10 protein-coding genes and 1 tRNA gene are annotated in these 13942 nt (G+C 35.2%); 1 reads left to right on the forward strand and 10 read right to left on the reverse strand.

Features of this window, described 5'->3' with window-relative positions; all coding sequences use genetic code 11:
• Positions 1 to 4: 4 nt before the first annotated feature.
• Positions 5 to 1594 carry a peptide chain release factor 3 gene (locus tag Q7C23_RS03465; RefSeq protein WP_056190737.1) on the forward strand — a complete coding sequence of 530 codons (1590 nt, stop codon included), beginning with the start codon at positions 5 to 7 and terminating at the stop codon, positions 1592 to 1594.
• Positions 1595 to 1847: 253 nt separating this feature from the next.
• Here Q7C23_RS03465 and Q7C23_RS03470 read toward each other — a convergent pair whose 3' ends face one another.
• From Q7C23_RS03470 to Q7C23_RS03515, 10 genes are all read right to left on the reverse strand, one after another.
• Positions 1848 to 2159: a DUF3467 domain-containing protein gene (locus Q7C23_RS03470; RefSeq protein WP_026985797.1), complete on the reverse strand. Its 312-nt coding sequence runs from the start codon at positions 2157 to 2159 to the stop codon at positions 1848 to 1850.
• 10 nt (positions 2160 to 2169) lie between these two features.
• Positions 2170 to 6480, reverse strand: a complete 4311-nt coding sequence (rpoC, locus tag Q7C23_RS03475) for a DNA-directed RNA polymerase subunit beta' (protein ID WP_375031201.1) — start codon at positions 6478 to 6480, stop codon at positions 2170 to 2172.
• A gap of 300 nt (positions 6481 to 6780) precedes the next feature.
• A complete protein-coding gene (rpoB, locus tag Q7C23_RS03480) occupies positions 6781 to 10593 on the reverse strand; it encodes a DNA-directed RNA polymerase subunit beta (RefSeq protein ID WP_375031202.1) in 3813 nt (1270 codons plus the stop codon).
• 264 nt (positions 10594 to 10857) lie between these two features.
• Entirely contained in the window at positions 10858 to 11229 is a 372-nt protein-coding gene (gene rplL, locus Q7C23_RS03485; RefSeq protein WP_007807437.1) for a 50S ribosomal protein L7/L12, read from the reverse strand.
• A 91-nt stretch (positions 11230 to 11320) separates the two neighbouring features.
• Positions 11321 to 11821, reverse strand: coding sequence for a 50S ribosomal protein L10 (gene rplJ / locus Q7C23_RS03490; protein WP_310300934.1), 501 nt, complete (start codon positions 11819 to 11821; stop codon positions 11321 to 11323).
• A gap of 22 nt (positions 11822 to 11843) precedes the next feature.
• Positions 11844 to 12533, reverse strand: a complete 690-nt coding sequence (gene rplA, locus Q7C23_RS03495) for a 50S ribosomal protein L1 (RefSeq protein ID WP_017496725.1) — start codon at positions 12531 to 12533, stop codon at positions 11844 to 11846.
• A 13-nt stretch (positions 12534 to 12546) separates the two neighbouring features.
• Positions 12547 to 12984: a 50S ribosomal protein L11 gene (gene rplK / locus Q7C23_RS03500; RefSeq protein ID WP_029273445.1), complete on the reverse strand. Its 438-nt coding sequence runs from the start codon at positions 12982 to 12984 to the stop codon at positions 12547 to 12549.
• 67 nt (positions 12985 to 13051) lie between these two features.
• The gene (nusG, locus tag Q7C23_RS03505; RefSeq protein ID WP_029273444.1) at positions 13052 to 13603 is read right to left on the reverse strand and encodes a transcription termination/antitermination protein NusG; all 552 of its coding nucleotides are present in this window, start codon (positions 13601 to 13603) and stop codon (positions 13052 to 13054) included.
• A 10-nt stretch (positions 13604 to 13613) separates the two neighbouring features.
• Positions 13614 to 13811: a preprotein translocase subunit SecE gene (gene secE / locus Q7C23_RS03510; RefSeq protein WP_008466927.1), complete on the reverse strand. Its 198-nt coding sequence runs from the start codon at positions 13809 to 13811 to the stop codon at positions 13614 to 13616.
• Between the two features lie 18 nt (positions 13812 to 13829).
• Positions 13830 to 13900, reverse strand: a tRNA-Trp gene (locus Q7C23_RS03515).
• Positions 13901 to 13942: the final 42 nt, after the last annotated feature.

The raw sequence follows: 13942 nt of genomic DNA on the forward strand, positions 1-13942 counted from the left end.
AAATATGAGCTTTTTAAAAGAAATACAACGCAGAAGAACATTCGGAATTATATCGCATCCCGATGCCGGTAAAACAACTTTAACTGAAAAATTATTGTTGTTTGGAGGAGCAATTCAGGAAGCTGGCGCGGTAAAAAACAATAAAATAAAAAAAGGAGCAACAAGTGATTTCATGGAAATCGAACGCCAAAGAGGTATTTCGGTTTCTACATCTGTACTTGCTTTTAATTATAAAGACAAAAAAATCAACATTCTTGATACACCTGGACACAAGGATTTTGCCGAAGATACTTTTAGAACTTTAACCGCTGTAGACAGCGTTATTGTTGTTATCGACGTTGCAAAAGGGGTTGAGGAACAAACTGAAAAACTGGTTGCAGTTTGTAGAATGAGAAACATTCCGATGATTGTTTTCATCAATAAATTAGACCGTGAAGGAAAAGATGCTTTTGACTTAATGGATGAAGTGGAACAGAAATTAGGTTTAACAGTTACTCCTTTGAGTTTTCCTATCGGAATGGGTTACGATTTCCAGGGGATTTATAATTTATGGGAACAAAACATCAATCTTTTTAGTGGTGACAGCCGTAAAAACATTGAAGAAACTATTGCTTTTTCAGATGTTCAAAATCCTGAATTAGAAAAAATAATTGGACAAAAGCCTGCAGATAAATTACGTGAAGAACTAGAGTTAATCGATGAAGTTTATCCAAAATTTGAACGTCAGGATTATTTAGATGGAAAAATTCAGCCTGTCTTTTTTGGTTCAGCTCTAAATAATTTTGGAGTTCGTGAATTGTTAGATTGCTTTGTAACGATCGCTCCTTCTCCAAGACCAAAAGATTCTGAAACACGTTTAGTTGATCCAAAAGAAGAAAAAATGACTGGTTTTGTATTTAAAATCCATGCCAATATGGATCCAAAACACCGAGATCGTTTAGCTTTTATCAAAATTGTTTCTGGAACTTTTGAAAGAAATAAACCTTATTACCACGTTCGTCAGAAGAAAAATCTAAAATTCTCTAGCCCAAATGCATTCTTTGCTGAGAAAAAAGAGATTGTAGACATTTCATATCCCGGTGACATCGTAGGTTTGCATGATACAGGAAACTTTAAAATTGGAGATACTTTAACAGAAGGAGAAATAATGAGTTTCAAAGGAATTCCAAGTTTTTCTCCAGAACATTTTAGGTACATTAATAATGCTGATCCAATGAAAGCCAAGCAATTGGATAAAGGTGTAGATCAGTTGATGGATGAAGGTGTTGCTCAGTTATTTACATTAGAGATGAACAATCGTAAAGTTATTGGAACTGTTGGAGCACTTCAATATGAGGTAATTCAATACCGATTAGAACATGAGTATGGCGCAAAATGTACTTATGAAAACTTCCCAGTTCATAAAGCTTGCTGGGTCAAACCTGACGATGCAAAAAATGACGAGTTTAAAGAATTTAAACGAATCAAACAAAAGTTCTTAGCACACGATAAATACGGACAATTGGTATTCTTAGCTGATTCTGATTTTACAATTCAAATGACGCAAAGTAAATATCCAAGTGTAAAATTATTTTTCACTTCTGAATTTGATTAAATTCTTCAACTTGAATAATATCATAAAAAAAGCGCTAATTATATAATTAGCGCTTTTTTTTAATTTGAATTAAACCAACCTTACTAAGTCATTATATTCCAAAAAATAATTTTTTTCTATTAGGAACTACTAATTTAGAACAATGTCGTACACCAAGGAAATTTAGTCGATGAAAGTAAAATTAAATCGGTTAAAGTGCATTTAACGTTAAATTTCAAGCAAAAAAAAGCCCCATTACTGGGGCTTTTCTAATTTATGCTTGTCCTGCCGGACCAAAATTAAGTGGAATTGGTGCTTGCTCAGTGTCTTTAATTTCGCCATGAGCGACTTCAAAACGATGAATATTTTCACCTATTGCCTTCAATAATCTTTTAGCATGTTGTGGTGTCAAAACAATTCTTGACTTTACCTTGGCTTTAGGAATACCTGGCATAATGCTCACAAAATCTAAAACAAACTCTGATGACGAGTGGTTGATAATTGCAAGATTAGAATAAATTCCTTCTGCAATAGTCTCATCCAACTCGATATTAATTTGCTCTTGTTGTTGTTTCGGATTACTCATAGTTTCCTAATTAATAAATATATTCTTCTTTATTTGCCATCATTTCATTGTAATCGTCTTTAGATCCTACGATAGTGTTATCGTATTCTCTCATACCAGTTCCTGCAGGAATTCTGTGTCCAACAATTACATTTTCTTTTAATCCTTCTAAATCATCTACTTTACCAGCTACAGCAGCTTCGTTAAGTACTTTTGTTGTTTCTTGGAAAGAAGCAGCAGAGATGAATGATTTAGTTTGTAGCGAAGCTCTTGTAATACCTTGTAAAACCGGTGTTGCAGTTGCAGTAATTACGTCTCTGGCTACAACCAGATTTTTATCATTTCGTTTAAGCAATGAGTTTTCATCACGTAAGTCACGAGGTGTAATAATTTGACCTGGTTTCAATACCGCAGAATCTCCAGCGTCTTCAACTACTTTCATACCATATAATTTATCGTTTTGAACGATGAAATCTTTAGTATGAATCAATTGATCTTCTAGGAATAATGTATCTCCTGGATCCTGAACTCTTACTTTACGCATCATTTGACGAATAACTACCTCAAAGTGCTTGTCATTAATTTTTACCCCTTGTAGACGGTATACCTCTTGAATTTCATTTACCAAGTACTGTTGAACAGCAGCCGGACCTTGAATTCTTAAGATGTCATCTGGTGTAATTGCACCGTCAGACAATGGTACTCCTGCTCTTACGAAGTCATTTTCCTGTACTAAAATTTGGCTAGAAAGTTTAACTAAATACTTTTTAATCTCACCAAATTTAGATTCGATAACAATTTCACGGTTACCTCTTTTGATTTTTCCAAAAGAAACAACACCGTCAATTTCAGAAACAACTGCCGGGTTTGAAGGGTTACGAGCCTCAAGCAACTCGGTAATTCTTGGTAAACCTCCCGTGATATCGCCCGCTTTAGAAGAACGACGTGGAATTTTAACCAATACTTTACCTGCTTTAATTTTTTCACCGTTCTCAACCATAAGGTGTGCTCCTACTGGTAAGTTATACGAACGAATCAATTCACCTTCTTTACCGTAAACCAATAAAGTTGGAATTAATTTTTTATTTCTAGCTTCAGAAATTACTTTTTCCTGGAATCCTGTTTGCTCATCGATTTCAACCATGAACGATTGTCCTTGCTCTAAATCCTCGTAAGCAATTTTACCAGTAAATTCAGAAACAATTACACCATTATATGGATCCCACTTACAGATCACAGATCCTTTAGTAACTGATTCACCATCCTTAACAAAAATACTAGATCCGTAAGGAATATTGTGTGTATTTAAAACGATTCCAGTTTTCTCATCAACCAATTTTAATTCAGTTGAACGTGATACTACGATATCAACCGCATTACCTTCACTATCCTCACCTTTAACAGTTTTTAAATCTTCAATCTCAAGTCTACCGTTGAATCTTGTAACAATACTAGATTCTTCAGAAATACCTCCAGCAACCCCTCCAACGTGGAACGTACGAAGTGTCAACTGTGTACCTGGCTCTCCAATAGACTGAGCTGCAATAACTCCGACTGCTTCACCTCTTTGTGTCATTTTTCCAGTAGCTAAGTTTCTACCGTAACATTTAGCACAAATACCTTTTAAAGCTTCACAAGTTAAAGGAGATCTAACCTCTACTTTTTCAATTGGAGAAGCTTCGATAGTTCTCATAATTGCTTCAGTAATTTGTTGACCAGATTGAACCATTACTTCATTAGTAAGTGGATTTATAACATCTTGCAATGCAACACGTCCTAAAATTCTTTCTCCTAATGATTCAACGATTTCTTCATTTTTCTTCAAAGCAGAAACTTCAACACCTCTTAGAGTTCCACAATCTTCAATGTTAACAATAACATCTTGTGATACGTCATGAAGTCTTCTTGTTAAGTATCCAGCATCGGCAGTTTTAAGAGCCGTATCCGCAAGTCCTTTACGAGCACCGTGAGTAGAAATGAAGTACTCAAGAATCGAAAGACCTTCCTTAAAGTTAGAAAGAATCGGGTTTTCAATAATCTCACCACCACCAGCAGTAGATTTTTTAGGCTTAGCCATCAAACCACGCATACCAGTTAACTGACGAATCTGTTCCTTAGAACCCCTCGCCCCAGAGTCAAGCATCATATATACAGAGTTGAAACCTTGTTGGTCTTCTCTAATATTTTTCATTGCTAATTCTGTCAACTGAGCATTTGCTGAAGTCCATACGTCAATAACTTGGTTGTAACGTTCGTTATTTGTAATAAGACCCATGTTATAATTCACAGAAATACCTTCAACTTGCTCTCTGGCATCTGCAATTAATTTTGTTTTTTGTTCTGGAATTCTAATATCACCAAGAGAGAATGATAAACCTCCTCTAAATGCGAATTTATAACCCATATCTTTCATATTATCCAAGAAAGCTGCAGTAGTAGGTACATCAGTCACACTTAAAATGTGTCCGATAATATCTCTAAGGTTTTTCTTAGTCAATACATCATTGATATATCCAGCTGCTTCAGGTACTACTTCATTAAATAATACACGTCCTGCAGTTGTTTGAATAATTTTGAACACTAATTCTCCAGCGTCATTAAAATCTTTTGCTCTAATTTTCACACGAGCATTCAATTCTAATCTTCCTTCGTTTAATGCGATGTTTACTTCTTCAGCAGAATAGAAAGTTAAGTCTTGACCTAAAATTATGTGTTCTGGTGTAGAGATACGTTCTTTGGTCATATAATACAGACCCAAGACCATATCCTGAGAAGGTACAGTAATTGGAGCACCGTTTGCAGGGTTCAGGATATTGTGAGAAGCCAACATTAATAATTGTGCCTCTAAAATAGCCTCTGGTCCTAATGGCAAGTGAACTGCCATCTGATCCCCATCAAAATCGGCGTTGAAAGCCGTACATACTAATGGGTGCAATTGGATCGCTTTTCCTTCAATTAATTTTGGTTGGAAAGCTTGAATACCAAGTCTGTGTAACGTAGGAGCACGGTTAAGTAATACCGGATGTCCTTTAATTACATTTTCAAGGATATCCCAAACTACAGGCTCTTTTTTGTCTATAATTTTCTTAGCAGATTTTACTGTTTTAACAATACCTCTTTCAATCAATTTACGGATAACGAAAGGTTTGTATAATTCAGATGCCATATCTTTTGGCAATCCACATTCGAATAATTTTAATTCAGGACCAACAACAATTACCGAACGAGCAGAATAATCCACACGTTTTCCAAGTAAGTTTTGACGGAAACGTCCTTGCTTACCTTTTAAGGAATCAGATAATGATTTTAATGGTCTGTTAGATTCTGTTTTAACAGCAGAAGCTTTACGAGTATTATCAAATAATGAATCTACAGACTCCTGCAACATACGTTTTTCGTTTCTTAAGATAACCTCTGGAGCTTTAATCTCCATTAATCTTTTCAAACGGTTGTTACGGATGATTACACGACGGTATAAGTCATTTAAATCTGAAGTTGCAAAACGACCTCCATCAAGAGGCACAAGCGGACGTAATTCTGGTGGGATAACTGGAACCACTTTCATAATCATCCACTCAGGACGATTTTCACGGTTTAAGTTAGACTCACGGAAAGACTCAACAACTTGTAATCTTTTTAAAGCTTCAGTTTTACGTTGTTTAGATGTTTCGTTGTTAGCGCTGTGTCTTAATTCATAAGATAAAGCATCTAAGTCAATACGAGCTAATAAATCCATAATACACTCTGCTCCCATTTTGGCAACAAATTTATTAGGATCCATATCGTCTAAATATTGGTTTTCTTGCGGAAGAGTATCTAAAATATTCAAATATTCTTCTTCAGTTAAGAAATCTAATCTTTGTAATGATTCTCCATCTGCATTTTTAGCAATACCAGCTTGGATTACTACGTATCTTTCGTAGTAAATAATCATATCTAATTTCTTAGATGGAAGACCAAGGATATAACCAATTTTGTTTGGAAGAGAACGGAAATACCAAATGTGAGCAATTGGCACAACAAGGTTGATGTGCCCTACTCTGTCACGACGTACTTTTTTCTCAGTAACTTCAACACCACAACGGTCACAGATAATACCTTTGTAACGAATTCTTTTATATTTACCACAAGCACACTCAAAATCCTTAACAGGTCCGAAGATTCTTTCGCAGAAAAGTCCGTCACGCTCTGGTTTGTGAGTTCTGTAGTTAATTGTTTCTGGTTTCAACACCTCTCCTCTTGATTCTTTCAAGATAGATTCTGGTGAAGCTAATCCAATTGAGATTTTATTAAATCTTTTAACTGGATTTTTATCCTTATTATTATTTCTATTATTCATCATAGTTTTTACTATTGATTTATTTGCAATTAAAAAATTGATTCTTGTTTAAGTCGAAAGTTTCAAAGTCGAAAGTCGAAAGTCGGTTAAGACTTGATAAACTTTAAGACATTTGACTTTTGACTATAACTACCTCGGGTTACTTCTCTAAACTTCAAACCTTATTATTTTGAAGTGCTAATTATAAAACGCTTAGGGTTTATATAAAAAATCGGAACGGGTTACGGGTATAAATCCTAAAAACTTCTATAAATGAGTAATCAGCCCCGATAAAAATCGGGACTGAAAACTTCCTAATACTTATTATTCTTCTAAACGAATGTCAAGTCCAAGACCTTTCAATTCATGCATCAATACATTGAATGATTCAGGTAATCCTGGTTCTGGCATAGACTCACCCTTAACGATAGCTTCGTAAGTTTTAGCTCTACCAATAACGTCATCCGATTTAACTGTCAAGATTTCACGAAGAGTACTTGATGCGCCATAAGCCTCAAGTGCCCAAACCTCCATCTCTCCAAAACGCTGACCTCCAAATTGAGCTTTACCTCCAAGTGGTTGTTGAGTAATCAACGAGTATGGTCCGATAGAACGTGCGTGCATCTTATCATCAACCATGTGTCCTAATTTAAGCATGTAAATTACACCCACAGTCGCTGCTTGATGGAAACGTTCTCCAGTACCACCATCATAAAGGTGTGTATGTCCGAAACGTGGTACTCCAGCTTCATCAGTTAATTCATTGATTTGATCTAAAGAAGCACCGTCAAAAATTGGAGTAGCAAATTTTCTACCCAAGTTCATACCAGCCCATCCAAGAACAGTTTCATAAATCTGACCAATGTTCATACGTGAAGGTACCCCAAGTGGATTCAATACAATATCTACTGGTGTTCCGTCTTCAAGGAAAGGCATATCTTCATGACGAACGATTCTTGCAACAATACCTTTGTTACCGTGACGTCCTGCCATTTTATCCCCTACTTTCAGTTTACGTTTTTTAGCGATATAAATTTTCGCCAATTTCAAGATTCCAGATGGTAATTCATCTCCAACTGTAATAGTGAATTTTTCTCTTCTTAAAGATCCTTGTAAGTCGTTCAGCTTAATTTTATAGTTATGAATTAAATCATTAACCATTTTATTAGTAGCATCATCAGCAACCCATTGACCTTTACTTAAGTGAGCAAAATCTTCTACTGCGTAAAGCATTTTTTGAGTATATTTTTTACCTTTTGGTAAAACTTCTTCACCCAAATCGTTCATTACACCCTGAGATGTTTTTCCGTTAACGATCAAGAATAATTTTTCAACTAATCTGTCTTTTAATTCAACAAATTTAGTTTCAAACTCCATTTCTAAAGCGCCTAAAGCATCTTTATCCTGAGTACGTTTACGTTTATCTTTTACGGCTCTTGCAAATAATTTTTTGTCAAGAACTACACCGTGTAAAGATGGAGAAGCTTTTAATGAAGCATCTTTTACATCACCTGCTTTATCCCCGAAGATTGCACGAAGCAATTTCTCTTCCGGAGTAGGATCTGATTCTCCTTTTGGTGTAATTTTTCCGATCAAAATGTCGCCAGGTTTAACCTCTGCACCAATTCTGATCATACCGTTTTCATCTAAATCTTTAGTAGCTTCTTCAGAAACGTTAGGAATATCGTTTGTTAACTCTTCATTTCCTAACTTAGTATCTCTAACCTCTAATGAATAATCATCAACGTGGATAGAAGTAAAAATATCATCACGAACTACTTTTTCAGAAATTACAATCGCATCCTCAAAGTTATACCCTTTCCATGGCATGAACGCAACTTTTAAGTTTCTACCTAAAGCTAATTCACCATTTTGAGTAGCATATCCTTCTGATAATACTTGTCCAAGAACAACTCTGTCACCTTTTCTTACGATTGGTTTCAAGTTGATACTTGTACCTTGATTGGTTTTTCTAAATTTAATTAAGTTGTATGTTTTTTCATCAGCATCAAAACTTACCATTCTTTCATCTTCAGTACGGTCGTATTTGATAGTAATGATATTAGCATCAACATATTCAACAGTTCCATCTCCTTCAGCATTAATCAATACTCTAGAATCTGAAGCTACCTGACGCTCTAAACCTGTACCAACAATCGGAGCTTCAGGACGGATCAAAGGAACTGCCTGACGCATCATGTTAGATCCCATCAACGCACGGTTCGCATCATCATGTTCCAAGAAAGGAATCAATGAAGCCGAAATCGAAGCAATCTGGTTAGGAGCAACGTCTGTATAATGTACAGAAGATGGTTCAACAACTGGGAAGTCACCTTCCTCACGAGCAATAACATTGCTTGCAGTAATTTTACCAGTAGAATCCATTTCAATGTTTGCCTGAGCAATCATTTTTCCTTCTTCTTCTTCAGCACTTAAATAAATAGGTGTGCTTTCTAAATCAACTACACCATTTGTAACTTTACGGTATGGAGTTTCGATGAAACCCATTCCGTTTACTTTTGCATAAACCCCAAGAGATGAAATCAAACCAATGTTTGGTCCCTCTGGAGTTTCAATCGGACATAAACGACCATAGTGAGTATAGTGAACGTCACGAACCTCGAAACCAGCTCTCTCTCTCGAAAGTCCACCTGGTCCAAGTGCAGATAATCTTCTCTTATGTGTAATCTCAGCTAATGGATTCGTTTGATCCATAAATTGAGATAACTGGTTAGTACCAAAGAAAGAGTTGATAACTGATGATAATGTTTTAGCATTAATCAAATCAATTGGTGTAAACACCTCGTTATCTCTAACGTTCATTCTCTCACGAATAGTTCTCGCCATACGAGCTAAACCAACACCGAATTGTTGAGACAATTGTTCTCCAACTGTTCTAACACGACGGTTTGATAAGTGATCAATATCATCAATCTCTGCTTTAGAGTTAATTAATTCGATCAAATATTTTACAATGGTGATGATATCTTCTTTGGTAAGCACTTGCTTTTCCATTGGGATATCTAAACCAAGTTTTTTGTTCATTCTATAACGACCAACTTCACCTAAGTTATAACGTTGATCAGAGAAGAACAATTTATCTATAATACCACGAGCAGTTTCTTCATCAGGCGGTTCTGCATTACGCAATTGTCTGTAGATATGCTCAACAGCTTCTTTTTCAGAGTTTGTTGGATCTTTTTGTAACGTATTATGGATAATAGCATAATCTGCCTGATTATTATCCTCTTTGTGTAACAAAATAGATTTTACATTAGAATCGATGATTTCTTCAACATTATCTTTGTCGATAATAGTATCTCTATCAAGGATAATTTCGTTACGTTCGATAGAAACTACCTCTCCGGTATCTTCATCAACGAAATCCTCATGCCATGTATTCAATACACGTGCGGCAAGTCTTCTTCCAATATATTTTTTAATACCCGTTTTAGAAACTTTAATTTCTTCAGCTAAGTCGAAAATTTCAAGGATATCCTTATCTCTTTCGAATCCAATTGCACGGAATAAAGTTGTAACAGGTAATTTTTTCTTTCTATCGATATAAGCGTACATAACGCTATTGATATCTGTAGAAAATTCTATCCAGGAACCTTTAAAAGGAATTACTCTGGCAGAATAAAGTTTTGTTCCATTTGCGTGGAATGATTGCCCAAAGAAAACCCCAGGAGAACGGTGTAGTTGAGATACTACTACACGCTCAGCACCATTGATTACAAAAGTACCGCTTGGAGTCATATAAGGTATTGTTCCAAGATAAACATCTTGTACAATAGTTTCAAAATCTTCGTGTTCTGGATCAGTACAATATAGTTTTAACCTTGCTTTTAAAGGCACACTATAAGTAAGACCTCTCTCTATACATTCTTGAATTGTATAACGTGGCGGATCTACAAAATAATCTAGGAATTCCAATACAAAGTTATTTCTTGTATCTGTGATTGGAAAGTTTTCCATGAAGGTGTTGTACAATCCTTCGTTGCCTCTTTCGTCTGATTTAGTTTCTAATTGAAAAAAATCTTTAAAAGATTTAACCTGAACATCTAGGAAATCCGGATAGTCAGGGATATTTTTTGTAGAGGCAAAATTCAATCTTTCAGTCTGATTTGTTATCATCAATGGACAAAATTTTGATTAAAAAAAAGTAATTTTTTGTGTAAACACACACTGTTTAATCTAATACTTTCTTATTATAATCAATACATCTTTAAAAATAAACCGGTAAATCGGTTCAATTTTTTTTCTTCGTATTGATCAAAAACTTTTTCGTATTTTAAACTATTTGATAATAAAACTTGATCTATTTTATTATACGAAAAATGGTTTAGGCCATTGAGTGTTGACTCAAGACCTAAACCTAGTTCTTAAAACCGAGTAAACTTATTTAAGTTCAACTACAGCTCCAGCTTCTTCTAATGATTTTTTAAGACCTTCAGCCTCTTCTTTAGAAACACCTTCTTTAACGTTGCTTGGAGCACCGTCAACTACATCTTTAGCTTCTTTCAAACCTAAACCTGTAAGTTCTTTAACTAATTTTACAACTGCTAATTTAGAAGCTCCAGCCTCTTTTAATACAACTGTAAATTCAGTTTGTGCTTCTTCAGCAGCACCTTCTCCACCACCAGCAGCAACTACTACAGCTGCAGCAGCAGGCTCGATACCATACTCGTCTTTTAATATTGTTGCTAATTCGTTAACTTCTTTAACTGTTAAGTTAACTAATTGTTCTGCGAATTGTTTCAAATCTGCCATTTTTTCTATCGTTTAAAATGATTTGTAAAATATAATTTATTTATTGTGCGCTAATTAAGCAGCAAGGAAATAATATTCCCCGCATGTGTTATTATGCTTCTGTCTCTTCGCTGTTTGCGAATTGATTTTGTAAAGCAGAGATAACTCTTTGAGCTGGTGATTGCAATAATCCAATAAGTTCTCCAAGAAGTTCCTCTTTAGATTTAATAGTTGCTAATGCATCTAATTGATTATCTCCAATATATACTTCAGAATTGATGTAAGCTCCCTTTAAAACTGGTTTATCAGATTTCTTACGGAAATCTTTGATAATTTTTCCAGGCGCATTAGCTACATCAGAAATGAAGATAGCACTGTTACCAGTCAATACTGAAGGTAAATCACCATAGTCATTAGAAGAAGCTTCCATTGCTTTTGCAAGCAAAGTGTTCTTTACAACTTCTAATTTGATACCTGCTTTAAAACAAGCTCTACGTAAGTTTGAAGTTGTTTCTGCGTTTAATCCAGAAATATCAGATACATAAATGATATTTGTACCAGCTAACTGCGCAGTTAAATTTTCAATCGCGATTGATTTTTCTTCTCTAGTCATACTAAAAATTTTTAACTACCAATTATACTGCTTTTGGATCCAATGCAATAGCAGGACTCATAGTGCTTGTAAGGTGAATACCTTTAATGTAGGTACCTTTAGCAGCAGTTGGCTTAAGTTTTATTAATGTTTGAATAATTTCGTGTGCGTTGTCAACAATTTGCTCAGCTCCAAAAGAAACTTTACCAATTCCTGCGTGAACGATACCAGTTTTATCAACTTTAAAGTCAATTTTACCAGCTTTAACCTCTGCAACAGCTTTTGCAACATCCATAGTTACAGTACCTGTTTTAGGGTTTGGCATTAAACCTCTAGGTCCTAAAATACGACCTAATGGACCTAATTTACCCATAACAGCTGGCATAGTGATAATTACATCAACATCAGTCCAACCATCTTTAATTTTTTGTAAATAGTCATCAAGACCAACATAGTCTGCACCAGCTTCTTTAGCTTCCGCTTCTTTATCTGGAGTAACTAATGCTAATACTTTAACATCTTTACCTGTTCCGTGAGGTAATGTAACCACACCTCTAACCATTTGATTCGCTTTTCTTGGATCTACACCCAAACGAACTGCGATATCAACAGACTCATCAAATTTTGCAGAAGCAACTACTTTTAATAATGCCGCAGCATCTTTAAGAGAATATAGTTTGTTCTTTTCAATTTTTGAAGCAGCCTCTTTTTGCTTTTTTGTTAATTTTGCCATGTCTTTTTCTTAATTAAAAAGGAGCTTCTCCTGATACAGTTATACCCATAGATCTAGCTGTTCCAGCAACCATACTCATTGCAGCCTCAATAGTGAATGCATTTAAGTCCGGCATTTTGTCATCAGCAATTGCTCTAATTTGTTCCCAAGTAACACTAGCTACTTTTTTACGATTAGGCTCACCAGAACCAGATTTTAGCTTTGCAGCTTCCATTAACTGAACTGCTGCTGGAGGAGTCTTAACGACAAAATCAAACGATTTGTCTTTATACACAGTGATTTGCACTGGGCATATTTTGCCAGGTTTATCCTGAGTTCTAGCATTAAATTGCTTACAGAACTCCATGATGTTTACCCCAGCAGCTCCTAAAGCAGGTCCAACCGGTGGCGACGGGTTCGCAGCACCTCCCTTAACTTGTAGTTTAACTACCTTACTAATTTCTTTAGCCATTTTTAAAAAATTTAACATCACAATCAATGGAAGCGATTGCAATGGTTATTATATATGTAACAAAAAATTATACTTTTTCAACTTGCATAAAACTTAATTCTAATGGAGTTTTTCTTCCGAAAATCTTAACCATAACTTCAAGTTTACGCTTTTCTTCATTGATTTTTTCAACTGTTCCGTTAAATCCGTTAAAAGGACCATCGATCACTTTTACTGTTTCACCTAAGTTGAATGGAATAGCACGAGTATCTGTATTAACAGCTAACTCATCTACTTTACCTAACATACGATTTACTTCAGATAATCTTAAAGGAACAGGTTCTCCTCCTTTAATCTCTCCTAAGAAACCAATTACACTTGTAATAGACTTAATAATATGAGGTATCTCACCAACTAAATTGGCTTCGATCATAACATATCCAGGGAAATAAACTTTATCCTTAGACATTTTTTTTCCTTCTTTTACAGTAACTACTTTTTCTGTAGGCACTAAAACTTGGGAAACATAATCACCCATACCTAGTCTGGCAATCTCAGTTTCGATGTAAGCTTTGACTTTATTCTCTTGTCCGCTTACAGCTCTAACTACGTACCATTTTTTCACATTATTATCTGCCATCACAAAAAAATTATCCTTTTAACCAGTTAAAAAATCCAGCCAAAGCTTTTGCAAAAAATTCGTCTACTCCCCATGTTGCCAAAGCAAATAGAATCGAAAATACAGCCACAACAATTGTCAATTTTTGAACCTCAGCCCAAGCTGGCCAAGTAACATTTGACTTTAACTCTTCGAAAGCCTCTGATAAATAATTAGTAACTTTTGTCATTTGATATATTTTATATTGCACGGGCGGAGGGATTCGAACCCCCATCAACGGTTTTGGAGACCGCTATTCTACCCTTGAACTACGCCCGTAATTAAAAGCCAGTGATTTCGGTTAAGAAAATCAACTGGCTT

This window comes from Flavobacterium sp. LAR06 (assembly GCF_041946075.1).
Classification (GTDB): Bacteria; Bacteroidota; Bacteroidia; order Flavobacteriales; family Flavobacteriaceae; genus Flavobacterium.